Here is a 25,335-nt window from a genome sequence, read left to right as displayed (position 1 = left end):
GATCTGGTACGGGGGTGGGAGGCTCGCGCTCGATCTCAGCCTGCCCGCGCTGCGGCAGTCGTGGCCCGATAGCCCCCGACGCGGCGAGCGCGGCAGTGGCGGAATGGAACGCCGCCAACCGCCACCGGCGCGTTGCCGCCCCAGGCCGGGAGCGACAGCCAGCGGACGAGCAGCACTGGGAGGTTGCAACGCAGCGACTCCAGCTGATGAACGATCGGCTTGCGAGCATCCCCGTCGAGGATCGCGGACAGTGGGCGGAACTCGCGCGTGACGGCGCCGGCACGCTGGCCGCGTGGTCGCGCACGGCGCCGCAAGAGATGCGGCCGCAGCTGGCGCAGGCGGCATCCGCGCTCGGCCGGTCGGCGCAGCGGCGCCAGGCGCCGCGGCGGCGAGTCCAAGCCGAGAGCCCGTTCGCCGGCGCCGCGTTGGTGGTCGCGGCCGCAGCACGCGGGCCGCAGTCGATGGCGGCTCAGCTGGCGATGATGCAGCAGATGATCATGTTCGCCGGCGCGGTCGTCCAGATGCATCGCGCGATGCGTGATGCACGGACCTCCCGCGCGCTGCACGAGGGCGTCGAGGGGCGCCTGCAGACGCTCTACGCGCAGCAACCGCGTCCGGTGACCGTCGCCGCCGGCCGGCCGACATCCGACGAGCGAGCGAGGGATTGGCGGCGCCCGCGACCATCCGCTCGCCGCTTCCGGCCACGGTGACGCCGCGGACGGACACCGACACGCAGCAGCAGCGAGTTCCCGACACGACGACACCTGAGCGGTAGGAGAGCACGATGGACGCAAGAGACGGCATCGGCGACCTGAGCGACGGTCTCTCGCGGACCGCGCTGACGGTCGCAGCGCAGCTCGGCCGGCAGGTAGCGAAGGTCACCCAGAGGGCACTCGATGAGGCCGCAGCCCAGCGCAGCGGCTCGTTGCGCAGCGGCTCGTTGCGCGCGCCCAGCTCGCGACCGTCCACCGGCCCGAATGGTGGGGGAGCGTGAGCGCGCAGCAGGCCGCCCGAGTCGTGGAAGTCGCCCAGACCTGGGCGCCCCACGACGGGGAGGCGGCTGCAGCCGCGCAAGTGGTCAAGCGCGAAGTGCAGGAGCGGTTCGGCGTCGGCGTCGACCTCGACGCGACCGACCTGTGCACGACCGAGATCCTGCACGCGAGCCACAGCGCAGCGGCCGACCGTGCCGAGGCCGCGAAGCAGCACTCAGCTGCCGAGCAGGAGGCAGGGAGGCGTCGAAGCAGCGCGCCGACGAACTCGAGCGCGGCGTGGATTGGGACCGCGGCGGCGCGGGGGATCTCGAGCAGTTCGCCGGCGCGGAGGAGCACCGCGCTGCAGGTTCGGAGCAGCGCGAGGAGAGCGAGCATAAGCTCGCCGGCGTCGCGGACCTGTACAACTCCGCGGAGCGGGGCAGGCGTTCGCCGCGAGCCTCGAGCGGAAGGGCGCGAGCGCCGAGCAGGAGCGCGATCGCCTGCTGGTCGACGCAGATCCGGCACGGCACCCGCAGGAGGCGCCGAAGGCGCACGGACGGCGTCAGAGCGGCGCGAATCGCCGGTCCGGCGCTGCGGCGCGATCGCGCGCCAGGACCGCGGCCGATAGTCCGGGAGAGTCCGCGCCGGGTCCCTCGCTTGCGGCGTGCCGCTGCGATGGCGCTGCTCGGTGCCGAACGGCACGGCGCGAGGGCGGCGCCCTGGTTGGGCGGGGACTACGGAGGACGCTGCTGAGACGGTCACGGAGTGCCCCACGTTCCGAAAGGACCCGGTCTTGCGCGGTCAGGCCACGCCCTCCCGGACGGCGTTCATCAGCGCGCGGACGCCCTGCACCAGCGCGTGGAGGTCGTCGAGTGACAGGCGGCTCAGTAGCGGCAGGCCGAGCTCCGGTCGCGCTGCGAGCAGGTGCTGGACCGTCTCGCGTCCCCTCTCGGTGGCGACCACCCGGCGCACGCGCTGGTCGTTGGAGTCTGCCGAGCGCTCGATCATCGCCTGCGAGGCGAGCCGGTCGACGATGCCGGACATCGTGGCGAGCGATACGCCGACCGTCCTCGCCAGCGACTGGATGCTGCCGCCTCGGGTCTCGGTCACGACGATCGCGAGCACTTTGAGCTGCTGCACGGTGAGCTGCAGCTCCAGCATGGGCTGGAGCGCACCCGGGATGGCGGAGGACTCGAGCTCGCGCTGCAGCTGCAGCAGCTCGCCAAGCACGGCATCGCGCTCCGCGGGGTCGTCTGGGTCCACCTCCTGAGGTTATAGCCGCTGCCGCGCCGAGCGCTCACAGCAACGCCATAGCGGGCAGATGTGTAGCGTTGCGCTAACCTTTTCGCGCGACGCCGATGACTGCGGACGTACAGAACACTCTCCTAGATCTCTGGTGGTACTCCGTGTCCGGACTCACTCGCTTCAGCTTGGCTAACCGCACCGTGGTCGCGCTGCTGACACTGCTCATAGCCGCGTTCGGCGTCCTCTCGATGACGCAGCTGAAGCAGGAGCTGATCCCCGCCGTCGAGCTCCCGCAGACCACTGTCGTCACTGTCGCCCCCGGCACGAGCCCCGAGGTCATCGATGAGCAGGTCAGCTTGCCGATCTCGCAAGCGATCTCGGATCTCGGGGGCGTCGAGCAGGTGGTGGCCACCTCATCCTCGAGCATGTCGCTGGTCTCGATCGCCTACACCTACGGCACCGACGTCGAGGAGTTCCGCCAGTCGGTGGAGGAGGCGATCGAGGGTGTCGCGCTGCCGCAGAACGCCACGCCGAACGTCGTCGACGGCAGCACGTCGGCCATCCCGGTGATCTTCATGACGGCATCGTCCGACGACGAGGACATCCCCGCGATCTCCGCCACGCTGACCGACACGGTCGTGCCGCGTCTCGAGGCGATCGAGGGGGTGCGCGACGCGGAGGTCTCCGGCGGCGCCGTGGAGCGCGTCGTCATCTCGCCCGACGCCGCGGCGCTCGCCGCGAGCGGGCTGAGCCCGCAGGCGATCTCCCAGGCGCTCGAGGCCAACGGCATGACGCTGCCGATGGGCAGCGTGTCGGAGGAGGGCGAACTGCTGCCCGTGCAGGGCGGTGCCCCGGTCGACTCGGTCGAGGCGATCGAGCAGCTGCCGCTCGCGAGCCAGACGCAGCCCGGTACGGTCGTCTCGATCGGCGAGGTGGCGCAGGTCGAGCTCGCGGTGGAGTCGCAGACGTCGATCACGCGCATGAACGGCGACGAGGCGCTCTCGATCTCGATCACCGCGGCGGAGGGCGGTGACGTCGTGGCGATCTCGCACGCGATCGAGGAAGCGATCGCGGCGCTCACCGATGAGAACCCTGGACTGCAGCTCACGGTCGTGTTCGACCAAGCGCCGTTCATCGAGGAGTCGATCGAGCACATGGCCACCGAGGGCCTGCTCGGACTGCTGTTCGCCATCGTCGCGATCCTCGTGTTCCTCGGCTCTCTCCGTTCGACCATCGTGACGGCGATCTCGATCCCGCTGTCCGTACTGGTCACGTTCGTCGGCCTGAACCTCGGCGGCTACTCGCTGAACATGCTCACGCTCGGCGCGCTCACGATCGCGATCGGGCGCGTGGTCGACGACTCGATCGTCGTGATCGAGAACATCAAGCGCCACCTCTCCTACGGCGAGGAGAAGCGCCATGCGATCCTCACCGCTGTGCGCGAGGTCGCCGGCGCAATCACGGCGTCGACGCTCACGACGATCGCCGTCTTCCTGCCCATCGCACTGGTCGGTGGGCTGGTCGGCGAGCTGTTCGCCCCGTTCGGACTGACCGTCGCGATCGCCATGCTGTCGTCGCTGCTGGTGGCGCTCACGATCGTGCCGGTGCTCTCGTACTGGCTCCTCGGTCGCCCCAAGGGCGCCACCGACCCCGACCAGGTGCGTCGCCAGGCCGAGGAGAAGGAGCGCCGGTCCTGGCTGCAGCGCGCCTATACGCCGATCCTCCGCGGCACCCAGAGGCGACCGGTGCTCACCATCGTCGCCTCTGCCGTGCTGCTTGCCATCACCGTCGCGCTGGTGCCGCTGCTCAAGGTCGACTTCCTCGGCAGCACCGGCCAGAACATGATCATGGCTACGCAGACCTTCGCGGCCGGAGCCGACCTAGAGACCGTCTCCGAAGAGACGCGCGAAGTCGAGGATGCGCTGCGCGAGACCGAGGGCGTGGAGGACGTCATGCTGATGGCCGGTTCGAGCGGCGGCTCCGTCGGAGGCTTCGCGGCGATGCTCGGCGGCGGCGCGGCGACCTTCATCGTGAACACCGATCCCGACGCCGACCAGACGGCGCTGCGGGACGACGTGCGCGAGCGGCTCGCCGAGCTCGATCTGCCCGGCGAGGTGAGCCTCACCGATCCGGCCGCGATGAGCGGCTTCGGGGGCTCGATCGACGTGCTCGTCCGCGCCGAAGACGACGCCGACCTCGCCGATGCGGCCGACGACGTCCTCGCCGCCCTCGAGGGCACGCCTGACGTCGCCGAGCTCACGAGTGATGTGGCTCCGGCACAGCCGACCGTGCAGATCATGGTGGATCGCACTGCCGCGCTCCAGCGCGGCTTCACCGAGATCCAGCTGCTCGGCATGGTCGCCAGCATCCTCTCGCCCCAGAGCATCGGCACGGTCGCGATCGACGGCGGGGAGCTCGGCATCTTCGTCGAGGGCGCCCCGGCACCCGAGACGGTCGACGAGCTCCGGTCCATGGCGATCCCGACCGCGCTCGGCGTGGTCGAGCTCGGCCAGCTCGCAACCGTCGAGGAGGTCACCGTGCCGACCTCCGTCGCACGGCAGGACGGCGACCTCGTCGCGACCGTCTCGATCACGCCCGCCGAGGGCGAGCTCGGCCCTGTCACGGCCGAGGTGCAGTCGCGAGTCGATGTGCTCGACCTGCCCGACGGCACCAGCGCCGAGATCGGCGGACTCGCCGAGACGCAGCAGGAGTCGTTCGAGCAGCTCGGCATCGCGATGCTGGTCGCGATCGCGATCGTGTTCCTGCTGCTCGTCGGCACGTTCGGCTCGCTCATGCAGTCGCTCATCCTGCTCGTGTCCATCCCATTCGCTGCGACGGGTGCGATAGCGCTGCTCCTCATCACCGGCAGGCCCCTCGGGATCTCAGCACTCATCGGCATGCTGATGCTGATCGGCATCGTGGTGACGAACGCGATCGTGCTGATCGACCTCGTCAACCAGTACCGCAAGCAGGGGCAGAGTGTCCGCGATGCCGTGTTCAACGGCGCGCGCCAGCGCCTGCGCCCGATCCTGATGACAGCGCTCGCGACGATCTTCGCCCTGACGCCCATGGCGCTGGGCGTGACTGGCTCTAGCGGCTTCATCAGCCAGGACCTCGCGATCGTGGTGATCGGCGGCCTCGTGTCTTCGACCCTGCTGACGCTGGTCCTCGTGCCCGTGCTCTACCTGCTCTTCGAGGAGGGCAAGGAGCGCCGCCGCGCCCGTCGCCGGCAGCGCATGTCGGTCAGGACCGGCCGGGCGGCCGCGGACGTCACCGCATGATGGTCGGTTGAGGGCCTTCATACCCGAATTCGCGACTATGGGAAGCGTGGCGCTCCCGACCAAGGCACGTGCTCGGCATCGTCGCCGCGGTCGCCGCTGCGCTTCTGTGGGGCGACACACCATCGCCCATCCGCAGGCGATGGGTTGACCGTCCGGCACCTGCAGCCCTCGAAGCGGGTGGGCCTCCCAGGGGCGCCGCTAACCCCGTACGGCGGAGGCGCAGGCAACTGGTCGTGCGGCGGCGAAGAAGGATGGTGTCGAGCACCTGGTTCACACCCGCAACCAGACGGCACGGCCTGGGAGGCTGCGGGGGTTAGTACGTGGTGCGTCCTCTTGAGGGAGGCGATGCAGGTCAGGCCAGCGCGGCGAGCAGCTCCGCGCATGCGCGCTCGCAACGGCGGCACGCCTCAGCGCACACGCGGCAGTGCTCATGCATCTGCGCGTGCTGCTCACATTCGTCCGCGCAGGCTTTGCATGCTGCCTGACAGGCCTCCAGGACGGCACGGGTGAGATTGGCGTCATAGCCGGTGTGCCTGGAGAGCACCTTGCCCGTGGTCTCGCACACGTCTGCGCAGTCGAGATTCGTGCGGATGCACTTCGTGAGCTCAGCGACCATGTCCTCAGACAGGCACGCATCGGCGCAGGCCGTGCAGGTTTGGGCGCACTCAAAGCACGCCTCTATGCAGGCGGCGAGCGCCTGCGTGTCGATGCCGCCGAGGTCCTTCGGGTAGGTGTCGAGCATCGTCTTCACGTGATTAGTCATGGCGCTCTCCTTCAACTGGGATGGCTGACTGCCTGCACACCATGAAACCCGGAGGGGCGCGCATTGTCACCCCTGCAATCGCGGAGCGAAAGGACCGGGTTGCTCCTGACTCGACCGGCGATCGATGGCGTCGGCATTTGAGCGGACCATTAACGAGCGGATGAGGCGCAGTGATGGAGCCTGCGCGACACGCCGTGGGTGAGCGCGCGACAAAGGTCACCACAACCTCTGTGCGCCGCTGGAAGCGTGGGAGGTTTCAGGCACCCTTGGGGCATGGCATTGATTGGCTACGCGCGCGTCTCGACCGTTAAGTGCCGTCACGGCACGACCGTGGGTTCTGGGTGTCCTTCTGCGCCGAGCTCGCCAATCGAGGCGTCCGTTCGTCGGGGCGTCAGTTCGTCTGCTGCGACGGGCTCACGGGCTCCCCGGAGGCGGTCGAGGCGACCTGGACGCAGGCGACCGTGTAGACGTGCGCCGTGCACCTGATCCGCGCCGCGATGCGGTTCGTCTCCTACGGCGACCGGAAGGCCGTCGTCGCCGCCTAGAGCACATCCACCTTACCGCGAACGCCGACGCGGCGAGGGACGCGCTCGATGCGTTCGCGACCAGCGAGCTCCGGCAGCGGCACCCCGCTGCGGTCCCGCGGGTCCCGATAGACGATCCCTCAACAGGACACCCAACACCCCGTCCCGTGGTCGGAGAATCTGTGTATCGCAGCAGTAACTGGCGTTGTCCCGCCGGTTTAAATGTCATGCGCCGTGTGAAGGCCTTGGGCTGAGCTGATCGCGCTCTTGCTCGTTCGCTGCGTCGGCGCAGGACCCTAGATCAGGGAGATCGGAATCAGGTGAGGGATCTCGGGTGCTACAGACGAAGATGGGGTCATGAGCTCACTCCTGCCGAATGTCGTGGACCTGCTGGCGGCGCTACCGGACAACGCGACGACTTCTGATGCGAGACAACTCGCCGAGGCCGCCTCAGGTGCAGACAGCCATGCCGAGCTCGACGCCGCGCTCTCCCGTGTCGTGCAGGGATGGCTAGCGTGACATCGACGAAGCGTCCCCGACTGGAGTGGATCGAGGTCCGGGGCTTCCGTGCGTTCGGCTCCGAAGCGCGGCGCCTGGACCTGACGTCACGTCTCATCGTCATTCACGCTGGCAACAGCCACGGCAAGACCAGCCTGGCCGAGGCGGCCGAATGGCTGATCACCGGTCGCAGTAGTCGGCGGGACCTCTTCGGAGGAGCCAAGGCCGAGTACAACGCCAGCCTTCGAAACGTGCACCTGCCACCCGATGGGCCTGTTTGGGTCGCGGCTGGCGTCCGCGACGCCGACGGCAATCTCCGAACAGTCCGCCGGGATCTCATCGCCGACTTCTCCGGCTCCGCTGATTGCGAATCCCAGCTCACGGTAGATGGACACGAGGCGACCTCCTTCGACCTGCTCGGATTCGAGCCGGACAGCGACGCCATCGCCGCGCCTGTACTGCTGCAGCACACACTTCGGCATGTTCTATCAACCGAACCGAAGCAGCGTGCCACGTACTTCAAAGCACTCTTGTCGCTGTCCGATCTCGACTTGCTGCGCGCCCGCGTCAAGGCTCAGATCACGACGCTGGAAGATGTCCCGCCTGGACCGGGAGCTGCAGCAGTGCAGCGTCTTGCCCGCACTCAACTCGCATCAGTCGCCGTTCAGCTAGCGAAGGTGGACGGCGATCGCGCAGCGCTTCGTCGCGCTATTGAAGTCGCTCTTCTTGAGGCCGGCGCTGCCTTTTTCGATGCGAAGGTGGCGACGATCTCGGAACTCCAGACGGCACTCGAACTGGTGTCGCAAGCGCAAGATGATCGGCTCTTCCCAATAAACGACCTTGTCGCCAGCGCGATCCCCGACCTACCGCCACTTCCCGATCTCAGCAGGTATCTCGATGAAGTGCGTCGTGTGCACACGGTCGAGGGCTCGTTGTTGCCGGTCCTCACTGCCATCGCGGACGCGCCCGCCTTTGCGAATCTTGAACACTCGGTGGACTGCCCTGTGTGTTTGACGCCGAACGCGCTCAGTGCCGAGCGGATCGCGCAGATCCAGCATCGCCTGCGCAGCACGGAACACTTCGCAGGCGCGGCAGCCGCTGCTGAGAGAGCACTCGGCACGTTCCAACTGCAGGTGGATGGCTGGGTCTCCGCTGTGCAGCGAGCACGTCCCGTTGCCGCCCAATGGGGCCAAGAGCGCTCTGCCGAGATCGCATCTGTGGCTGTCGACTTGGGAGGTGGCGTGCCCGAGCTGCTTCCGCCGGCAACGACGCGAGCACTCGAACTCGACGAACAACTCCTGCTCGCTCTGGACGCAGTGACGTCGATCAAGACAGCAGCCGGACGGCTAGCCGAGCACGTCCGTCGGCGCGAGGACGTCCCCCCTGAGTCTGAGATCGACACCTCCGAGACGCGATCGGTGATCTCGGAGTACAGGAAGCGCCTGGCGGAGGAGGAACCGACTGATGCGCTCCGAAGAGTGGCCGAGCCAATCGTGCGTTCACGCAGGCAGGCCGAAGGCATGCGGGAGCTCTCGGTAGCGGCAGGGCTCATCGACGAGATCGCGGACGAGCGGCATGCTTCGCTCCAGAGAACGTCGGCAGCGAAGCGTTTGGCCCGTGCTGACCGCGCACTGCAAAGGGCGGCCGCCGCTGTCCTCGACGAGCGCTTCGCCGCCATGAGTGGCGCGATCGAGCGGTGGTGGAACACCATCCGGCCCGAAGAGCTCGTCCGGTTTGCCGGCGTGAAGCGGCGCGCATCCGGGGCCGTGTTCGTCAACCTCGTGGGCGCCTTGCAGTCCGACATGCAGAGCGATGCCATCGAGCGCGACGCGCTAGGAGTATTCAGCGATTCCCAACTCAATGCTCTTGGTCTTTCGACCTTCTTGGCGCGCACGCAGCTCGTCGGCTCACCGTTCGTCTTCCTGGACGACCCAATCCCCGGCAGTGACGGTGACCACCGGCTCACATTCGTACAGAACACATTGGCCGACCTGCTGGCTTCGGACGTACAAGTCGTCATTACCACCTACGACCCGAAGCTGGCGGAGCATGCGCAAACCTTGAACGAAGCGCACGAGCCGATCGCCTACGAGCTCACTCTTTCGAACATTGGAGAGGGCACTGAGCCATCGCAGACATCCGATCTATTCAGCAACTACATGTTGCACGGCGAGGATGGCGTCAACGCACCTACTGCTGCGGGCCGCGCAAACGCCTCCGGAGCCTACAGACGCGCCGCCGAACGGCTAGCGAAGCAGGTCATCGCCACCAACCTGACCGCGCACGGAACACCTACGACGATCGAGGACGTAGAGGGGAAGGCAGCGATGCTCGGTGAACTCATCCCGTTGCTGGCGCCATATGCGCTGACCCCGGATGAGATCGGCAAGTGGAAGGTCTTGCCCAAGGTGCTCAACCCTGGGAACCACGATGACGGAGCACCGAGCACCGCCGAACTGAAGATCGTTCGCGGGAACCTTCGAACCTTCGCGAAGGCGCACCGGGCCAAGTGGGGTTCCACCTTCATCAAGTAGATGCCCCCGAACGGGCGGGACGCGCTCTGCCCACGCGACATTCAGCGTCCTATGCGCAGTGCTTCCTGGGCGGCGTCGACGGCTTCGGGGGTGAGGTGTGCGCGCTGATTGATGTCGAGGATGCGGGTGATCTGAGTGATGAGGCGGTCGGCGAGCCTGAAGTTGCCGCTGGTGACGCGGGTGATCGCTGCGACTGCTGCGGTATGCGCGAGGCCGTCGTCCTCCGGGTCGGGTAGGGGCAGGCGCTGGGTGATGACGGCTGCGAGCTCGTTGCTGCGGACCGGGCGGTATTCGTGGGCGAAGCCGATGCGGCTGTAGAGCTGGGCACGTTCGGCAACTCCTCCCCGAAGACAATGGCCCTGGTCAACCGCATTAATCGTGGGGTCTACGAGGTCTCGCGGCGTCCCCTGAGTAGCACTCCGAGGGACGATCGGAGGCCAGTCGTGAGGACTGTCGAGACGGCTCAAACTGGCTCTTCGCCGTTGAGTGTGGGTCATGCGAATAGCCCGCCGCCGATGAGGAGCATGCGGAGGCGGTAGTTGTCTCGGTTGCGGAAGCCGCGGGCGAGGCGGCGGTGGAGTTCGATGATGCCGTTGATGGCCTCGGTGCCGCCGTTCGATGAGCGGTTCGTGGTGAAGTACGCCAGGAACGCGGCCCGCCAGCGGCGCAGCGTCCGCCCGAGCCGCGCGACCTCCGGGATCGGGCTCGTGTGCAGGCTGTCCGCGAGCCGCTCGGCGATCGCGCGTCCCTCGGCGAGGTTGCCGGCGCGGTAAGCGGCGCGGAGGTCTTGCGCGCATTGCCAGGCGATGAAGACTTCCTCGTGCGCTGGGTCGGCTTCGATCGCGGCGGCGAGGCGGGCGAGCTGCTTGTCGGTGAGGTGCTCGGCCCCGGCGCGCAGGATCGTCTGGATGCCGTAGAGCGGGTCGCCCTTGCGGCCGCGGTGGCCGAGCGTGGCCTGCTGCACGCGCCGGCGGACCTCGTCCACGACCTGGGTGCCGAGCTTGACGACGTGGAAGGCGTCGAGCACGGCGGTCGCGTCGTCGAGCCGTGCGTCGATCGCGGTCTTGTAGCCGGCGAACGGATCCAGTGCCGCGACCCGCACGCCGCGCCGGAACGCGTCGCCGCGCTCGACCAGCCAGCCCGAGTAGGCCTTGCCGCTTCTGCCGGGCACGAGATCCAGCAGCCGCGCCCGCACCCGGCCGTGCTCGTCGCGGGTGAGGTCGACCATGCCGGTGAGCTCGCGCGGCCCTCGCCTGCGGCGATCGACGTGGTGCCAGACGTGCTCGTCCACCCCGAGCGAGGTGACGCCGTCGAAGCGCGACTCGTCTGCGGCCAGCCGTTCCAGCTCTGGCCGGATCGCCCGCCAGAGCGTCTTCCACGACGTGCCCAGCTGCCTGGCGAGCCCTGCGATCGTGCCGTGCTCGCGGCGCAGTTGCCCGATCGCCCAGTCGATCGCCCGGACGGTGATGGAGCCGCGAGGGGCGACCAGGCCGGGCAGCTGTTCGATGAAGACGCCGCGCGCGCAGTCGGGATCGGGGCAGCGCCAGACGCGCTGCCGCCAGAGGATTCGGACCCGCACGGTCCCTGGCGCGTCGTTGAGCATGCGCTTGCGGCGACCGTGGCCGACCGCGACGACACCGCACGACGGGCATCCGGCCGACCCATCCGCGCTCGAGACCGTCACGGTCATCACCCGCGCGCCGCGATCGACATGCTCGACACGGACACCCTCCAGGCCAAGCAGCAGATCGCAGCGCGAGCAGGGGTCGGTAGCGGGCGCGGCAGCGCGCCCCGTAGCGTGGAACACGTCGAGGTCCTTCGATCGATCGGGTGGTTAGCGCTTCCGATCTTCGGGGACCTCGACCCCTACCCGCGCGTCATCACCCGGCGCGCCCCTGCCCTACCGAATGTCCGAAGAGCCGCCATACGTGATGCGGCACGCGAGACCCGAGTGAGCGTGGCGCAGGCCGTCGCCCTTCTTCCGCGTGGACGACCGGTCCCCCTTCTCTCCATAGGCGCGCACCAGCGCGGCGTCAATGCAGTTCGCAGGAGCGCAGCAGCCTGGTCAACGTGCCCCTCTGACAGAGCGGTGTGCTCTTGCGTCTCAAACGGTCGTTTGTGAGACACGCGCACGGCGATCGAGGCGACGGCGTTTTTGGACGTCGTGCATGCTCAGAAGCGTGGAATATCCGATGCGGATGGCGCGGCGCCCGCGGTGGCAGGCGCGCTACTCCGCGCGATGTGCAGCGCGCAACTTATGAGAACTCACGCAGTGCAGCAGCCTCCCGCCGGGCTGCGACGGGACGCACAACCTCGCGTCGATGACCGTCACGGAGTCGGTGTGGCGGGCGTGTCCTCGATGACACCCCAAGACGGCCGAGAGGATCATGGCGAGCCACGCCCACGTGCTGAACTCGGGACGGTCGGCGTCGGCTCCCAGGCGTCTGCGGCCGAAGCGCTTGCGGCGACGCAAATCAGCAGGAAGATGCGCCTGGTGGTGACGACGAGGTACGACCACCCCACCGTCTCGGTCGTCTAGTTGATGGCGGCGGTCATCGCGCGCTCAGCGACTCTGTGCAGAGCGCCGCCCAAGCGACGAACGCCAGGATCAGCGCGATCGACGCTTAGAAGATCACCCCGGTCGGTGCGGCATGGCGTCCGTCGCTGAGCGGCGCTGGGGCCGCCGGCCGCCACGAGCCCGTGGCCGGCGAACTCAGGGCTGTCCGGGTCGGCGTAGTCGCCGTACCCCGGGCCGCGGCCCGACAACTGCTCACGCAGCGGTGTGCGTCGTTCGTTTATGTCCTGCTCCACTTCGCCGTGTTGCTCGTTATGGGTCGCGCGCCGGGGATCCCGACACCCGTCGGCCGACGCATCCGACGCCGTTGCCTAGCTCGAAAAGGTCGGTACGACCTCGTCGATGAACAGCCGCAGCGAAGCAGCCTTCTCGCCGTGCGACATGCTGTTGTCGATCCAGAAGCTGAACTCGTCGACGCCGAGCGCCTCGTAGTGCCGCAGCCGCTCGATGGCCTCGGCGGAGGTGCCGATCATCGCCGTGCGGTGCAGGTTCTCTGGCGCGAACTCCGGGCGCTCGGCGAACTTCGTCTCGGGGCTGGGCTCGACGGTTGTGGAACCAGGCGCTGTCTAAGGCGATCTATGTCGACGAGGACAACCAGGTGCGCGTCGGCTACCGCACTCCATACGACGGACTGAGCGACGCCGACTTGCAGGCCGACGCTCTCACCTGGGCCGCCGAGGCAAAGACAGGGGGCCAGGTGCGAACTTCCTCCAAGGGTGGTCCCTGGTTGAAAGTTCACACCTGACCCGTCTGTGGGTGAGTAACGGGACTTGAACCCGCGACATCCGCCACCACAAGGCGGCGCTCTACCAGCTGAGCTATACCCACCATGCGCGCGCAAGGCGCGACTAGGAAAGTGTACGACATCCGGCGACCGAATGCCGCATCGGGGCATCAGGTCGGCAGATGCTCGCCGAAGTCCTGCACTGCCCGCTCCGAGATTTGCTGCAGCTCCTCGCTCGAGCGACCCGGCGCATCCGTGAACACCGCCGCGCGGTAGTACCGCAGCTCGCGGATCGACTCGAGGATGTCGGCGAGCGCCCGGTGGCCGCCGGCCTTCTCGGGGCTCTTGAAGTACGCGCGCGGGAACCAGCGGCGCGAGAGCTCCTTGATGCTCGAGACGTCGATCGAGCGGTAGTGCAGGAACCCGTCGAGTGCCGGCATGTAGCGCGCCAGGAACATGCGGTCGGTGCCGATCGTGTTGCCGCCCACCGGTGCGGTGCGCTCGAGCGGCACGAAGCGCTGCACGTACTCGAGCACCTGCAGCTCTGCGTCGGCCAGGCTCACGCCGTGGGGGATCTGCAGGTCGAGGCCGCTCGTCGCGTGCATCTGCCGCACGAAGTCGTTCATCTGCGTCAGCGCCGCGTCGGAGGGCTTGATCACCACCTGCAGGCCGGGATCGAGCACCTCGAGCTCGAAGTCGGTGACGACGACCGCGATCTCGACGAGCTCATCGACCGTGGGGTCGAGGCCCGTCATCTCGCAGTCGATCCAGACGATCCGATCAGCAGCAGCCACGCCTCGAGTCTATGCGCGCGCTCCACGGGGGTTCAGGCCAGCTGCGCGAAGAGCTCGTCGATGTCGACATCGGCGAGGGTGCCGAGCGTGCGCTCCGCGGGCACCGGCGACTCGGTCAGCTGCGTGGTGAGGAACCACAGGCGAGCGCCGGAGGCCACCGCCGATCGTGCACCCGAGGACGAGTCCTCGAAGGCGATGCAGGCGGATGCGTCGGCCCCGAGCCGCGCGATCGCCGTCGCGTAGGGCTCCGGGTCGGGCTTGGACCGCGCGACATCGTCGGCGGTGACGGCGAACCGCAGGGCGCCGGCGGGCGCGGCGTCCAGGAGCGCTGCGGCATTCTCTCGCGTGGCATTGGTGATCAGCGCGGCCGGGATGCCGGCGGCCGCGACGCGCTCGAGCAGCGCGAGACTGCCGGGTAGCCACGGCACGTCCGCTCGCACGCCGTCGGCGACGGCGCCGGCGATGGCAGCGATGATCGCCGGCCGGTCCAGCGCCACGCCGCGCTCGCGCATCCGCTCCGCCCACTCGACCATCGGGCGCCCCGTGGTCCAGTGGGCGTCCTCCGCTGTCCACTCGATGCGCTGCTCGTGCGCGAACGCGCGCATGTGCTCGTGCCACATCGCCTCGGAGTCGATGAGCGTGCCGTCCATGTCGAGCAGGAGTGCGCCGGTCATGCGTTCAGCCTGCCAGGCCGGCGAGCCCGCATCACCAGCGGAAGCGCGTCACATCCGTCGGGAACGAGAACCATGCGAGCACCCGCGAGGGCGTGAGCACGCGCAGGCCGCCGCCGTCGTCGCCCGACCAGGCGTCGGCCTCCGGCGCGTAGCCGTCGCCGTGGTACTTCTCGAACGCGGCGGCGAGGCGAGCGCCGAGCCCTGCGGCCCCCGCCCTGGTCGCCTGCGACTCACCCTCGACGATGACGGCCTCCTTGCCGTCCTCGAGCGTCAGGGTAACGGCGGGGTTGCGCTCGGCGTTGCGCGCGTGTCGCGTCTCGGGGGAGCCGTCGTACCAGAACCGGCCGTCCACCCACACGCCCCAGCGGGGGATGCTGTGCGGCCGGCCGTCGGGGCGCACGGAGGACAGCCAGTAGTGATGGGAGGCGGCCAGGCGCGACTCCACCTCGGCCCAGCCGAGCAGGCCCTCGTCATCCGCCGGCAGGCCGTAGCCCTCCGGCAGCTGCGGGCGGTCGCGGGCGGGCGGGGGCATCGGATCGAGGTCGGTGATCATGCCGACAGCATGCGATGCACCGCCCACACACGCCAGGGGCGACCGTGAGCGCGGCCGGCTAGCGAGTCGTGATGCGCCTGGCGACCCGGTCGGCGGTGCCCGCCCGGCGGCCGAGCGTGTGCACCGTCACGACGCGCTCCGCATCCGGTCGCACCGCGACGAAGGCGCCCGAGTCGCGCACGTGCCCGTTGTGCCAGCGCACCGCGCCCTGCACCTGCCAGCCCGGGGAACCCGCATCCGCCGTCTTCCGCACGAGCGCCGGCGCGCACCGCTCGAGCGCGTCGAAGGTGCCCCACAGGCCGCCGGCGCCGACGAAGGGCCCGGTGTGCATCGTCCATGGCACGCGCGGCTCGCCGTTCCACCCGCGCACCACCGGCCTGCGTTCCTGCGGCGGATCGACCGCCACGTCGTCGAGGCCGAGCGGCTTCAGCACGTGCTCGCTCGCCAGCTGCCACCAGCTGCCGCCGCCCGCGGTCTCCAGCACGCGGGTCAGCACCGCGTAGCCGAGGTTCGAGTACTCCGGCAGCGGCTTCGGCTGCTGCCGCTGCTGCCCGAGTGTCGGCACCACGTCGCGGTCGAATGCCTCGGTTGTGTACTTCGCGTACGGATCGAAGACGTCGTCGATGCCGGCGGGAACCCGCGGCAGCCCCGAGGTGTGCGCGATGAGAGAGGAGACGGTGACGGATGCCGGCAGGCCCGACTCGGGAAGGTGCGTCACGACCGCGTCGGTGCGGCAGAGCGCACCCGCCGCTTCGAGCCGGAGCGCGAGCGCGGCGGTCACGGTCTTGGTGATCGAGCCCCACTCGAGCATCGGGGAGCCCTCGTGGAGGCGGCCGAACCGTTCGGCGCCGATCTCGCCTCGCTCGCGCAGACGGTAGGCGGTGCTGCGGTCACGGGCAAGTAGGCTCACCCGCTCAGTCTCGCAGCGGCGTCTGTGCCCCCGGCAGGAGTCGAACCTGCGACCAAGAGATTAGAAAGCTCCTGCTCTATCCGCTGAGCTACGGGGGCGTGCTGCGGTGCGCACCGATTCTAGCGAGTCACCCAGGGCCACGACCGTAGGCTGTCTGGGTGCTCGCTTCCCTCACGCAGACCGCTGCCGACTCCGAGCTCACCGGCGTCGCCGGCTGGGCCGTCGGCCTGATGGACGCGATCGGTGCGCCCGGCGCGGCAGTGGCGATCGCTGCCGAGAACCTGTTCCCGCCGATCCCGAGCGAGATCATCCTGCCGCTCGCCGGCTTCTCGGCCGCGCAGGGATCGTTCAGCGTCGCCGAGGCGATCATCTGGACCACGATCGGGTCGGTCGTCGGTGCGCTGTTGCTCTACCTGCTCGGTCGCTGGCTCGGCCACGACCGGCTCTCACGCATCGCCGCGAAGATGCCGCTGGTGCGAGCGAGCGATATCGACAAGACCACCGCCTGGTTCGCGAAGCACGGCTGGAAGACGGTGCTGTTCGGCCGCTTCCTGCCCATCTTCCGCAGCCTCATCTCCATCCCGGCGGGCATCGAGAAGATGCCGGTGCTGCTGTTCCTGGGGCTGACGGCGCTGGGCTCGGCGATCTGGAACACGATCTTCATCATGATCGGCGTGACGCTGGGCATGAACTACCACGTGATCGAGCCCTACATGGAGTGGCTCCAGTGGTTCGTGATCGGCGCGGTGGTGCTCGTGGTGGTCATCTGGGCGACCCGGCGGATCCTGCAGAACAAGGCAGAGGGCAAGCACCTGTTCCACGGCGAGTGAGCCCAGCAGAACTTTCTCGGCAGATCGGGAATGGCGCGGGGCGCTGCGCCGTTGTTCAATTCTGAACGACTTCCGCATACCGAAAGGCATCGCTCCTATGCTGCAGAACATCCCCGGCTACCAGCCCGGCACCTACGTCATCGACGGCTCGCACTCCAACGTCACCTTCTCGGTGCGCCACATGATGGTCGCCAAGGTGCGCGGTGAGATCGAGGGCCTCGAGGGCACCGTCGTGCTCGGCGAGAACCCGGAGGAGTCGTCGATCACCGCGACGATCGACCCGACCACGATCAACACCAAGAACGCCGACCGCGACACGCACCTGCGGTCGAACGACTTCTTCGCGATCGAGGAGAACCCGGAGTGGACGTTCGTCTCCACCGGCGCGCACGTCGACGGCGACGACCTCTACATCGACGGCGACCTGCAGCTGCGCGGCGTCACCAAGCCCGTCTCGTTGCTGGTCGAGTTCGGCGGCATCGGCCCGGACACGTGGGGCAACACCCGCGCAGGCGCATCCGCCCGCACGCGCATCAAGCGCACCGACTTCGGCATCAGCTGGAACGTCGCGATCGAGACCGGCGGCGTCATGCTCTCCGACGATGTCGACGTCGAGATCGAGATCTCGGCCATCAAGCAGGTTCCTGCAACGGTCTGATCCACCTGCGAAGCGGGGCCCGGGCACCAGCCTCGGCCCCGCTTCGTCGTCGGCGGACGAAGCCGCATCCGCTCGTGCCCGGTCGTCTCAGGGGCCGGTGAAGCACGCGAGCGCGTCCTCCAGCGCCCAGCCGCGACCGATGGGCAGCGTGGTCGTGCCGCCGGGCAGCAGCCGGCGCGCCTCGTAGGAGCCGTCGACCCTGGCGATGTATCCGAGGGCGAGGCCGGATGCGCTGCTCACGCGCCAGAGATCGTCGCGCACGCGCCGGGTCGCGACGTGCAGCGCGTGCGGCGCCCTGCTGCGCTGGGTGCTGGTCATGATCGCCATGGGGTGCTCCTCCCGGTCGTCTGCGACGCTACGACCGGCCGCCAACATGCGGCGTGCGCGGCTATGCGGGAGTGCCTCGGAGCATGGAGGAGATGGCACTCTGCACTGGTTCCACCGCCCGCGCGCCTGAGTTCTCCACAGCCCGCTCGAACGGGCCGACGGCCGGCACGCGATGCCGGGCATCCTCCGTCGCATGAATGATGCAATCACTGTCGTGGGATCGCTCGGAGCTGACCCGATCCTGAAGTCCGTCAACGGCGACCGCGTCGCCGAGTTCCGTCTCGCCTGCACGGCCCGCCGCAAGGAGGGAGAGGAGTGGGTGGACGGCCACACCAACTGGTACTCCATCGAGGCCTGGGGCAGGTTCGCCGAGCACGTGGCAGCATCACTGCGCAAGGGTGACGTCGTCGTCGTGCTCGGCAAGCTCAAGGTCGATCAGTGGGAGTCCGGTGACAAGCGCGGCACGAGCGTGAAGATCCGCGCCGAGCACGTCGGTCACTCGCTGAGGGTCGGCCCGTCGACCAAGGAGCGGCGCACGGCCCCGCCCCAGGATCAGGACGACCCGGGCTACCCGCAGGAGCAGCAGCAGGACCTCGCTCTCGCTGGCGCCGACCATGCCGCCGGGCAGTCGACGTGGAGCAATCCGGCCGCCTCGATCCACGACGCGGCATAGGCTGAGGGCGTCCCTGTCCAGGAGCGAAGGAGGGCGTGTGCGCCGGTTCGCAGCACTCGCCCTGCTCGCATCGGTCGTGCTCGCAGGCTGCTCGTCCGCACCGCTGACGGGCGGGCCCGAAGCTGAGCCGACGACAGGGACGCCCGCAGCCTCGGTCGTGCCGACGGGCTCGGAGGCATCGGCCACGGACGCGCCGACATCCGAGGCGCCCGCGCCGGAGACAGCTGCAGACGCCGAGCTCGATGCCTTCCGCGCGGCGATCGCGGGCGGATCGCCCGCGGATCCCGACGCGCTCGTCGCCGCCGTCGAGGCCGCCGGCTTCGACCGCTCGGCGATCGAGCGCACACGTGAGATCGACTCGCTCGGGGCTCCCGTCACGTTCCTGGAGATCGCCGTGCGGCTCGAGGATGGCTGCCTGGTCGGTCAGGTCGGCGACGGCGAGCCGCTCGCGCTGCGCACCGTCGCGCTCGGCGGCGGAGGGTGTCTGGTGGGTGACGTCATCGGCCTAGACTGAGGGCATGGCCGAGTACATTTTTTCGATGGTCCGCGCCCGCAAGACGGTGGGCGACAAGGTGATCCTCGACGACGTCACCACCGCAGTCCTCCCCGGCGCCAAGATCGGCGTCGTGGGGCCCAACGGTGCGGGCAAGTCGACGATCCTCAAGATCATCGCCGGGCTCGACACCCCGTCGAACGGCGAGGCGAAGCTCAGCCCCGGATACTCCGTCGGCATCCTCATGCAGGAGCCGGAGCTCGACGAGACGAAGACGGTGCTCGAAAACGTGCAGGGCGCCTTCGGGCACCTCACGGCGAAGATCGAGCGCTTCAACGAGATCTCCGCCGAGATGGCGAACCCCGATGCCGACTTCGACGCGCTGATGACCGAGATGGGCACGCTGCAGGAGGAGATCGACGCCGCCGACGCGTGGGACCTCGACTCCCAGCTCGAGCAGGCCATGGATGCGCTGCGCTGCCCGCCCGGCGACTGGCCCGTCACCAACCTCTCCGGTGGTGAGCGCCGCCGGGTCGCGCTGTGCAAGCTGCTGCTCGAGAAGCCCGACCTGCTGCTGCTCGACGAGCCCACGAACCACCTCGACGCCGAGAGCGTGCTCTGGCTCGAGCAGCACCTCGCCAAGTACCCCGGCGCCGTCATGGCCGTGACGCACGACCGCTACTTCCTCGACCACGTCGCCGGCTGGATCTGCGAGGTCGACCGCGGGCGCCTCTACCCCTACGAGGGCAACTACTCGACCTACCTCGAGAAGAAGGCAGAGCGACTCCAGATCCAGGGCAAGAAGGATCAGAAGCTCGCCAAGCGCCTCTCCGAGGAGCTCGACTGGGTGCGCTCGAACGCGAAGGGCCGACAGGCGAAGTCGAAGTCGCGTCTGGCCCGGTACGAGGAGATGGCGGCGGAGGCGGAGCGCACCAGGAAGCTCGACTTCGAGGAGATCCAGATCCCGCCGGGCCCGCGACTCGGCTCGATCGTGCTCGAGGCCAAGGGCATCCAGAAGGGCTTCGACGGGCGCACGCTCATCGACGGTCTCTCGTTCACGCTGCCGCGCAACGGCATCGTCGGCGTCATCGGCCCGAACGGCGTCGGCAAGACCACGCTCTTCAAGACCATCGTCGGCCTCGAGCCGCTCGACGGCGGCGATCTGAAGATCGGCGAGACGGTCAAGCTCAGCTACGTCGACCAGAGCCGCTCGAACATCGACCCCAACAAGAACCTGTGGGAGGTCGTCTCGGACGGCCTCGACTACATCCAGGTCGGCAACGTCGAGATCCCCTCGCGCGCCTACGTCAGCCAGTTCGGCTTCAAGGGGCCCGACCAGCAGAAGCGTGCCGGCATCCTCTCCGGCGGTGAGCGCAACCGCCTCAACCTCGCGCTCACGCTCAAGGAGGGCGGCAATCTGCTGCTGCTCGACGAGCCCACGAACGACCTCGACATCGAGACGCTCGGCAGCCTGGAAAACGCGCTGCTCGAGTTCCCCGGCTGCGCCGTGGTGATCACGCACGATCGGTGGTTCCTCGACCGCATCGCGACGCACATCCTCGCCTATGAGGGCACCGACGAGGACCCGGGCCAGTGGTACTGGTTCGAGGGCAACTTCGAGGCCTACGAGCAGAACAAGATCGAGCGGCTCGGGCCGGATGCGGCGAAGCCGCACCGCTCGGCGTACCGCAAGCTCACGAGGGACTGATGCGCCTGCCCGTGCCCGTCCGCATCCGCTGGTCGGATCTGGACGCGTACGGGCACGTCAACAACGCTGCGCTGCTGACGCTGCTCGAGGAGGCCCGCGTCACCGCGTTCTGGGCTGGCGGGCCCGAGGGCTCGCCCACGACGGCCGTGATCGATGCGGGACCCGGCGCGACGAGCGTCACCGTGATCGCGCGGCAGGAGGCCGAGTACCTCGCGCAGATCCCGCACCACCGCCAGCCGATCATCGTCGACATGTGGATCGGCCGCATGGCCGGCGCCTCGATGGACGTCTGCTACGAGGTGCGCTCGCCCGACGCCGCGCAGCTCTACGCCCGCGCGCAGACGACCGTCGTGATGCTGGATGCCGTCTCCGGCACTCCGCGGCGCCTCACGGTGGCCGAGCGGGCCGCGTGGGAGCCGTACCTGGATGCGCCGATCGCCTTCCGGCGCGGATCGACGGGCGCCGCGGAGGCCGACGCTCGATAGGCTGGGGAGCGCAACGTCGCCACCCCGAAGTCTGGAGCGTCACATGACCGACACCGTCGTCGAGACCACCGAGCAGTCCACCAAGCCGACCGCGATCCCGCACTGGATCTCGGGCGCTCGGCGTGAGGGGAAGGGCCGCACCGCACCGGTGTTCAACCCCGCCATCGGGCAGGTGGTGTCAGAGGTCGGGCTCGCGAGCAGCGACGAGGTGGGCGAGGCGATCGCGACCGCGAAGGCTGTCTTCCCGGCATGGCGCGACCTGTCGATCGCGAAGCGCCAGGCGATCATGTTCCGCTTCCGCGAGCTGATCGTGCAGCGCAAGGACGAGCTCGCCACCATCGTGACGCGCGAGCACGGCAAGGTGCACTCGGACGCGCTGGGTGAGATCGCCCGCGGCATCGAGGTCGCCGAGCTCGCGACCGCGTTCCCGCTGCTGACCAAGGGCGAGTACTCCGAGAACGCCTCGACCGGCGTCGACGTCTACTCGCTGCGCCAGCCGCTGGGCGTGGTCGGCATCATCAGCCCCTTCAACTTCCCGGCCATGATCCCGCTGTGGTTCGCGCCGGTCGCGCTCGCTGCCGGCAACTCGGTCATCATCAAGCCGAGCGAGAAGGATCCGTCGTCGGCGGTGTTCATCGCTGAGCTCTTCAAGGAGGCGGGCCTGCCCGACGGCGTGCTCTCGGTCGTCCATGGCGACAAGGAAGCCGTCGACACGCTGCTGACGCACCCGGACGTCCAGGCCATCTCGTTCGTCGGCTCGACGCCCATCGCGGAGTACGTCTACGAGACCGGCTCGAAGCACGGCAAGCGCGTGCAGGCGCTCGGCGGTGCGAAGAACCACATGCTGGTGCTGCCCGACGCCGACCTCGACGTCACCGCCGATGCCGCGGTGAACGCCGGCTTCGGCTCGGCGGGGGAGCGCTGCATGGCGATCTCGGTCGTGGTGGCCGTCGACTCGATCGCCGACGAGCTCGCCGCCAAGATCAAGGAGAAGATGGGGGCCATCCGCACCGGCGACGGCACGCGCGACAACGACATGGGGCCGCTCATCACCGGGCAGCACCGCGACAAGGTCGCCGGCTACATCCAGACCGCGGCCGACGACGGCGCGGACGTGCTCGTCGATGGGCGCGACCCGGAGGTCGATGGCGACCCGAACGGATTCTGGCTGAAGCCGACGCTGATCGACAATGTGCCGACCGACTCGAGCGCCTACAAGGAGGAGATCTTCGGTCCGGTGCTCTCGATCGTGCGCGTCGCATCGTACGAGGAGGGCCTGGAACTCATCAACAGCAACCCGTACGGCAACGGCACGGCGATCTTCACGAACGACGGCGGCGCCGCGCGCCGCTTCCAGAACGAGGTGCAGGTGGGCATGGTCGGCATCAACGTGCCGATCCCGGTGCCGGTCGGGTACCACTCGTTCGGCGGCTGGAAGCGCTCGATCTTCGGTCAGGGCAAGGCCTACGGCAAGCACGCGTTCGAGTTCTACACGCGCGAGAAGGTCGTGACCAGCCGCTGGCTCGACCCGAGCCACGGCGGCCTGAATCTGGGCTTCCCGCAGCACGACTAGCGCGCTGGAGCTGAAGCGGCGGCCCTTTCGGGCCGCCGCCGCGACGCCAGCGCCCCGGCCCGTCCCGGGCCGGAGGATCCGTTCCTCGTCGCTTCTACGCTTCCCAGCGCCGCGACGCCAGCGCCCCGGCCCGTCTCGGGCCCGGGGATCGGCTCCCGCCGGAGGCGCGCGCCGCAGCGCCGCGACGCCAGCGCCCCGGCCCGTCTCGAGCCGGGGATCGGTTCCCCGCCGCGCCTACGCGCTCCGCCGCACCGCCATGAAGAGCGACGTGCCGAGCTCGCCCGTCGCCGGGTTCACCTCGTCGTCGACGAAGCGGCCCTCGAGCGACATGCCGATGCGCTCGCAGACCCGCCGCGAGGCGACGTTCTCCTCATCGAGCTGCGCCGAGACCCGGTGCGCCCCGAGCGCGAAGCAGAGCTCGAGCGCCGCCCTCGCCGCCTCGGTAGCGATGCCCCTGCCCTGCGCCTCGGCGGCGACCATCCAGCCGAGCTCCGCCTGCCGGTTCGCCAGGCTGGTGATGCGCACCATGAGGTCGCCGACGAGCGCACCGTCCTGCTCGATGCCGAGCTGGACGGCATCGCCGTCGCGCAGGAACACCGGCGCGCCACCGGCCGTCCAGGCCATCAGCTCCGCCTCGGTCTGCTCGCGCGTGTACGTCCAGCGCCGCTGACCGGGCGCATTGCGGTAGGCGCCGACCGTCTGCAGGTCGTCGGGCCGCAGAGTGCGCAGCACCAGCCGTTCCGTGCGGATCGGCAGCGCGGCACGCATGATGCGCATCGCCTCCACCGGCTCGATCGGCTGCACGGTCACGGCTGCTCCGTGGCTGGCGCGGCCTCGCTCCCCGGCGCCGCGGCATGGTTCGGCAGCCGCACCATGCCCTCCTGCGCGACCGTGGCCACGTGCGTGCCGTCTGCCGCGTAGATGTAGCCGTGCCCGAGGCCGCGCCCGCCGCCGGACGAGCTCGTCTCCAGCTCGAGCAGCAGCCACTCGTCGACGCGCACGGGCCGGTGCCACCAGAGCGCGTGATCAAGGCTCGCAGCCTTCAGCCCGGGCGTCGTCCAGGCGGCGCCGTGCATGCGCACGATCGGCTCGAGCATCGCGTAGTCCGAGAGGTACGCGAGCGCGGCGCGGTGCAGGGCGTCCTCGTCGGGCAGCCGGTGCTTCGCCTTGATCCAGACGTGCTGCTTGCCATCCCGCGGCCGCGACGGGTCCGGCAGGAAGATCGGGCCCTCCACATGGCGGATGTCGAACGGGCGGGAGATCACGGCGCGCGCCTGCGGGTGCTCGGCGTAGGCGGCCAGCAGCTCGTCGGAGCTCGGCAACTCCTCCGGCTGCGGCAGCCCCTGCGGCATCGCGTGCTGCGAGGAGGGGCCGTCGTCGAGGTCCTGGAAGGAGGAGATCATCGACATGATCGGCTTGCCGTGCTGATAGGCCTGCACGCGCCGGGTCGAGAACGAGCGGCCGTCGTGGATGCGCTCGACGGCGAAGGTGATGGGCTGCTCGACGTCGCCCGGCCGCACGAAGTACCCGTGCACCGAGTGGATCTGCCGGTCCTCCTCGACGGTGCGCTGCGCAGCGACGACGGCCTGCGCCATCACCTGGCCGCCGAACACGCGGCCGTGGGGCATCGGATGGCTCTTGCCGGTGAAGATGTCCTCATCGGTGCGCGCACCGGTGTCGGTCAGGGTCAGCGTCTCCAGCAGGATGCGGATGCTCTCGGTCATGCCGGTCCTCTCAGACGATGCTCGGCCCCGGTCGGGGCCGTCCTAGTCTAGAGATCGCATGCACGCCATCCTCTCCCTCGACGACCGCGCCCGCGCCGACCTCGTCCTGCTCCTCGATCGGGCAGCCGTCTTCGGCGACGGCACCGTGCGGCTGTCGGCCGACGGCGACGTGGCGCTCCTCACGACGCCCATGACCGCATCCGCAGGGCTGCTCGACACGGGCCCGACGGTGCTGGTCGCCCGCGCCGCCCGCATGCGCGAGCCGGCGCGCTTCGACGGTGTCGTGGCGCTGCCGGGGCTGCGCGAGGCGCTGGGGCAGGGAGCCGATGTCGAGGTGCCGGATGCCGTTGGTCGCCCCGCGTGGGCCGCCGTCTCACCGCCGAGAGGCGGTTGGGTGCACCTCGGCGACGTCGACCCCGCGCGCGTGCGCGAGCTGGCGATGCAGGCGGCGTCGGATGTCGAGGCCGCGCTGCCGGCATCGCCTGGCGAGCCCGTGCGGCGCCGGGCGGAGCGAGCTGTCTGGGGCCGAAGCGTCGACGCCAGCGGACTCACCGCGGGCCAGGCGGCGGCGCTCGTCGCCATGCGCTTCCTGGGCGAGGAGCCGGTGCGGGTGACGGAATCCGGTGGGTGGACGCGCGCGTCCGGTCGCGCGGGCGAGGTGCTGGCGCGCTAGAGCCTGCAGCCCGTCCCACTAGCGGGACTTTCCGGGATAGCCGTGGCGTGAGTGACGTTTGTCCCGGTCAGAGCGGGTTTCCTGGTCCGGCGCGTGTATGACCTAAGACTTGGGTGCGTAGGCGTTGATGCCGAACAGGTCGGCG

26 protein-coding genes, 2 tRNA genes and 1 pseudogene are annotated in these 25,335 nt (G+C 69.2%); 14 read left to right on the top strand and 15 right to left on the bottom strand.

All coding sequences use genetic code 11. The annotated features are described in order from the left end of the window. Positions 1-206 precede the first annotated feature (206 nt). Both J1M46_RS05790 and J1M46_RS05785 read left to right on the top strand, forming a co-directional pair. Complete coding sequence (locus J1M46_RS05790; RefSeq protein WP_206446957.1) at positions 207-710, top strand: hypothetical protein; 504 nt, start codon at positions 207-209, stop codon at positions 708-710. 74 nt (positions 711-784) lie between these two features. Further along, positions 785-994, top strand: a complete 210-nt coding sequence (locus J1M46_RS05785) for a hypothetical protein (RefSeq protein ID WP_206446956.1) — start codon at positions 785-787, stop codon at positions 992-994. A gap of 778 nt (positions 995-1,772) precedes the next feature. Here the strand turns inward: J1M46_RS05785 and J1M46_RS05780 are convergent. After that, positions 1,773-2,234, bottom strand: a complete 462-nt coding sequence (locus J1M46_RS05780) for a MarR family transcriptional regulator (protein WP_206446955.1) — start codon at positions 2,232-2,234, stop codon at positions 1,773-1,775. 167 nt (positions 2,235-2,401) lie between these two features. Between J1M46_RS05780 and J1M46_RS05775 the strand changes: the two genes are divergently transcribed. After that, complete coding sequence (locus J1M46_RS05775; RefSeq protein ID WP_206446954.1) at positions 2,402-5,497, top strand: efflux RND transporter permease subunit; 3,096 nt, start codon at positions 2,402-2,404, stop codon at positions 5,495-5,497. A 352-nt stretch (positions 5,498-5,849) separates the two neighbouring features. Here J1M46_RS05775 and J1M46_RS05770 read toward each other — a convergent pair whose 3' ends face one another. Further along, positions 5,850-6,260, bottom strand: a complete 411-nt coding sequence (locus tag J1M46_RS05770; protein WP_206446953.1) for a four-helix bundle copper-binding protein — start codon at positions 6,258-6,260, stop codon at positions 5,850-5,852. Between the two features lie 335 nt (positions 6,261-6,595). Here J1M46_RS05770 and J1M46_RS15300 point away from each other — a divergent pair. The 3 genes and pseudogenes from J1M46_RS15300 to J1M46_RS05755 all read left to right on the top strand — a co-directional run. Then, positions 6,596-6,891: pseudogene (locus J1M46_RS15300) on the top strand (transposase); the annotation flags it as partial. Positions 6,892-7,141: 250 nt separating this feature from the next. Then, complete coding sequence (locus tag J1M46_RS05760; protein ID WP_206446951.1) at positions 7,142-7,303, top strand: hypothetical protein; 162 nt, start codon at positions 7,142-7,144, stop codon at positions 7,301-7,303. Beyond that, positions 7,300-9,816 carry an AAA family ATPase gene (locus J1M46_RS05755; protein ID WP_206446950.1) on the top strand — a complete coding sequence of 839 codons (2,517 nt, stop codon included), beginning with the start codon at positions 7,300-7,302 and terminating at the stop codon, positions 9,814-9,816. Before J1M46_RS05760 ends, J1M46_RS05755 begins: the two co-directional genes overlap by 4 nt. A 41-nt stretch (positions 9,817-9,857) precedes the next feature. Here J1M46_RS05755 and J1M46_RS05750 read toward each other — a convergent pair whose 3' ends face one another. The 10 genes from J1M46_RS05750 to J1M46_RS05705 all read right to left on the bottom strand — a co-directional run bounded on the left by J1M46_RS05750 (position 9,858) and on the right by J1M46_RS05705 (position 16,144). Beyond that, positions 9,858-10,313, bottom strand: a complete 456-nt coding sequence (locus tag J1M46_RS05750; RefSeq protein WP_241249031.1) for a hypothetical protein — start codon at positions 10,311-10,313, stop codon at positions 9,858-9,860. After that, the gene (locus tag J1M46_RS05745; RefSeq protein ID WP_206446949.1) at positions 10,310-11,623 is read right to left on the bottom strand and encodes an ISL3 family transposase; all 1,314 of its coding nucleotides are present in this window, start codon (positions 11,621-11,623) and stop codon (positions 10,310-10,312) included. Before J1M46_RS05745 ends, J1M46_RS05750 begins: the two co-directional genes overlap by 4 nt. A 420-nt stretch (positions 11,624-12,043) precedes the next feature. Beyond that, positions 12,044-12,334 (bottom strand): BCCT family transporter, encoded by a 291-nt coding sequence (locus J1M46_RS15905; RefSeq protein WP_446698563.1) that lies wholly within the window; start codon positions 12,332-12,334, stop codon positions 12,044-12,046. A gap of 368 nt (positions 12,335-12,702) precedes the next feature. Then, positions 12,703-12,864, bottom strand: coding sequence for a hypothetical protein (locus J1M46_RS05735; protein ID WP_206446947.1), 162 nt, complete (start codon positions 12,862-12,864; stop codon positions 12,703-12,705). Positions 12,865-13,146: 282 nt separating this feature from the next. Further along, a tRNA-His gene (locus J1M46_RS05730) sits at positions 13,147-13,219 on the bottom strand. A gap of 66 nt (positions 13,220-13,285) precedes the next feature. Then, on the bottom strand, positions 13,286-13,870 hold the full coding sequence (gene orn / locus J1M46_RS05725) for an oligoribonuclease (protein ID WP_206448600.1): 585 nt from the start codon (positions 13,868-13,870) through the stop codon (positions 13,286-13,288). A gap of 71 nt (positions 13,871-13,941) precedes the next feature. Next, positions 13,942-14,583, bottom strand: coding sequence for an HAD family hydrolase (locus J1M46_RS05720; protein ID WP_206446946.1), 642 nt, complete (start codon positions 14,581-14,583; stop codon positions 13,942-13,944). A 31-nt stretch (positions 14,584-14,614) separates the two neighbouring features. Continuing rightward, on the bottom strand, positions 14,615-15,136 hold the full coding sequence (locus J1M46_RS05715) for a pyridoxamine 5'-phosphate oxidase family protein (protein ID WP_206446945.1): 522 nt from the start codon (positions 15,134-15,136) through the stop codon (positions 14,615-14,617). 58 nt (positions 15,137-15,194) lie between these two features. Next, entirely contained in the window at positions 15,195-16,046 is an 852-nt protein-coding gene (locus J1M46_RS05710) for a serine hydrolase (protein WP_206446944.1), read from the bottom strand. A gap of 25 nt (positions 16,047-16,071) precedes the next feature. Beyond that, positions 16,072-16,144: transfer RNA gene (locus tag J1M46_RS05705), tRNA-Arg, on the bottom strand. A gap of 60 nt (positions 16,145-16,204) precedes the next feature. Here J1M46_RS05705 and J1M46_RS05700 point away from each other — a divergent pair. Together J1M46_RS05700 and J1M46_RS05695 are read left to right on the top strand one after the other, a co-directional pair. Continuing rightward, positions 16,205-16,876, top strand: a complete 672-nt coding sequence (locus tag J1M46_RS05700) for a DedA family protein (protein WP_342384289.1) — start codon at positions 16,205-16,207, stop codon at positions 16,874-16,876. Positions 16,877-16,973: 97 nt separating this feature from the next. Beyond that, positions 16,974-17,534, top strand: coding sequence for a YceI family protein (locus tag J1M46_RS05695; protein WP_206446943.1), 561 nt, complete (start codon positions 16,974-16,976; stop codon positions 17,532-17,534). 87 nt (positions 17,535-17,621) lie between these two features. Here J1M46_RS05695 and J1M46_RS05690 read toward each other — a convergent pair whose 3' ends face one another. Next, the gene (locus J1M46_RS05690) at positions 17,622-17,861 is read right to left on the bottom strand and encodes a hypothetical protein (protein ID WP_206446942.1); all 240 of its coding nucleotides are present in this window, start codon (positions 17,859-17,861) and stop codon (positions 17,622-17,624) included. 193 nt (positions 17,862-18,054) lie between these two features. On the opposite strand from J1M46_RS05690, the gene J1M46_RS05685 reads away from it, so the two are divergent. From J1M46_RS05685 to J1M46_RS05665, 5 genes are read left to right on the top strand one after another with little or no spacing between them, the layout of a single operon-like run. Beyond that, positions 18,055-18,534 (top strand): single-stranded DNA-binding protein, encoded by a 480-nt coding sequence (locus J1M46_RS05685; RefSeq protein WP_206446941.1) that lies wholly within the window; start codon positions 18,055-18,057, stop codon positions 18,532-18,534. A gap of 37 nt (positions 18,535-18,571) precedes the next feature. Beyond that, complete coding sequence (locus J1M46_RS05680; RefSeq protein ID WP_206446940.1) at positions 18,572-19,048, top strand: DUF6993 domain-containing protein; 477 nt, start codon at positions 18,572-18,574, stop codon at positions 19,046-19,048. Between the two features lie 4 nt (positions 19,049-19,052). Then, positions 19,053-20,735, top strand: a complete 1,683-nt coding sequence (ettA, locus tag J1M46_RS05675; protein ID WP_206446939.1) for an energy-dependent translational throttle protein EttA — start codon at positions 19,053-19,055, stop codon at positions 20,733-20,735. Then, positions 20,735-21,220: an acyl-CoA thioesterase gene (locus J1M46_RS05670; RefSeq protein WP_446698562.1), complete on the top strand. Its 486-nt coding sequence runs from the start codon at positions 20,735-20,737 to the stop codon at positions 21,218-21,220. The genes ettA and J1M46_RS05670 overlap by 1 nt, the downstream gene beginning before the upstream one ends. Positions 21,221-21,263: 43 nt before the next feature. After that, positions 21,264-22,793, top strand: coding sequence for a CoA-acylating methylmalonate-semialdehyde dehydrogenase (locus J1M46_RS05665; protein WP_206446938.1), 1,530 nt, complete (start codon positions 21,264-21,266; stop codon positions 22,791-22,793). A 234-nt stretch (positions 22,794-23,027) separates the two neighbouring features. Here the strand turns inward: J1M46_RS05665 and J1M46_RS05660 are convergent, their stop codons facing one another. Together J1M46_RS05660 and J1M46_RS05655 are read right to left on the bottom strand one after the other, a co-directional pair. Then, on the bottom strand, positions 23,028-23,603 hold the full coding sequence (locus tag J1M46_RS05660; RefSeq protein ID WP_206446937.1) for a GNAT family N-acetyltransferase: 576 nt from the start codon (positions 23,601-23,603) through the stop codon (positions 23,028-23,030). Next, a complete protein-coding gene (locus J1M46_RS05655) occupies positions 23,600-24,517 on the bottom strand; it encodes an acyl-CoA thioesterase (protein WP_206446936.1) in 918 nt (305 codons plus the stop codon). Before J1M46_RS05655 ends, J1M46_RS05660 begins: the two co-directional genes overlap by 4 nt. A 58-nt stretch (positions 24,518-24,575) precedes the next feature. On the opposite strand from J1M46_RS05655, the gene J1M46_RS05650 reads away from it, so the two are divergent. Beyond that, the gene (locus J1M46_RS05650; protein ID WP_206446935.1) at positions 24,576-25,190 is read left to right on the top strand and encodes a hypothetical protein; all 615 of its coding nucleotides are present in this window, start codon (positions 24,576-24,578) and stop codon (positions 25,188-25,190) included. Positions 25,191-25,335 lie beyond the last annotated feature (145 nt).

Source organism: Agrococcus sp. KRD186 (assembly GCF_017168255.1).
Classification (GTDB): domain Bacteria; phylum Actinomycetota; class Actinomycetes; order Actinomycetales; family Microbacteriaceae; genus Agrococcus.
This window is presented reverse-complemented; position numbering and strand designations above follow the sequence as displayed.

What these genes read in the sequence shown, in the direction of transcription:
- J1M46_RS05790 (WP_206446957.1), top strand. Translation starts at nt 207, where the DNA reads ATGAACGATCGGCTTGCGAGCATCCCCGTCGAGGATCGCGGACAGTGG.
- J1M46_RS05785 (WP_206446956.1), top strand. Translation starts at nt 785, where the DNA reads ATGGACGCAAGAGACGGCATCGGCGACCTGAGCGACGGTCTCTCGCGG.
- J1M46_RS05770 (WP_206446953.1), bottom strand. Translation starts at nt 6,260, where the DNA reads ATGACTAATCACGTGAAGACGATGCTCGACACCTACCCGAAGGACCTC.
- J1M46_RS05760 (WP_206446951.1), top strand. Translation starts at nt 7,142, where the DNA reads ATGAGCTCACTCCTGCCGAATGTCGTGGACCTGCTGGCGGCGCTACCG.
- J1M46_RS05750 (WP_241249031.1), bottom strand. Translation starts at nt 10,313, where the DNA reads ATGACCCACACTCAACGGCGAAGAGCCAGTTTGAGCCGTCTCGACAGT.
- J1M46_RS05735 (WP_206446947.1), bottom strand. Translation starts at nt 12,864, where the DNA reads ATGATCGGCACCTCCGCCGAGGCCATCGAGCGGCTGCGGCACTACGAG.
- orn (WP_206448600.1), bottom strand. Translation starts at nt 13,870, where the DNA reads ATGACGGGCCTCGACCCCACGGTCGATGAGCTCGTCGAGATCGCGGTC.
- J1M46_RS05720 (WP_206446946.1), bottom strand. Translation starts at nt 14,583, where the DNA reads ATGACCGGCGCACTCCTGCTCGACATGGACGGCACGCTCATCGACTCC.
- J1M46_RS05715 (WP_206446945.1), bottom strand. Translation starts at nt 15,136, where the DNA reads ATGATCACCGACCTCGATCCGATGCCCCCGCCCGCCCGCGACCGCCCG.
- J1M46_RS05695 (WP_206446943.1), top strand. Translation starts at nt 16,974, where the DNA reads ATGCTGCAGAACATCCCCGGCTACCAGCCCGGCACCTACGTCATCGAC.
- J1M46_RS05690 (WP_206446942.1), bottom strand. Translation starts at nt 17,861, where the DNA reads ATGGCGATCATGACCAGCACCCAGCGCAGCAGGGCGCCGCACGCGCTG.
- J1M46_RS05685 (WP_206446941.1), top strand. Translation starts at nt 18,055, where the DNA reads ATGAATGATGCAATCACTGTCGTGGGATCGCTCGGAGCTGACCCGATC.
- ettA (WP_206446939.1), top strand. Translation starts at nt 19,053, where the DNA reads ATGGCCGAGTACATTTTTTCGATGGTCCGCGCCCGCAAGACGGTGGGC.
- J1M46_RS05670 (WP_446698562.1), top strand. Translation starts at nt 20,735, where the DNA reads ATGCGCCTGCCCGTGCCCGTCCGCATCCGCTGGTCGGATCTGGACGCG.
- J1M46_RS05665 (WP_206446938.1), top strand. Translation starts at nt 21,264, where the DNA reads ATGACCGACACCGTCGTCGAGACCACCGAGCAGTCCACCAAGCCGACC.
- J1M46_RS05655 (WP_206446936.1), bottom strand. Translation starts at nt 24,517, where the DNA reads ATGACCGAGAGCATCCGCATCCTGCTGGAGACGCTGACCCTGACCGAC.
- J1M46_RS05650 (WP_206446935.1), top strand. Translation starts at nt 24,576, where the DNA reads ATGCACGCCATCCTCTCCCTCGACGACCGCGCCCGCGCCGACCTCGTC.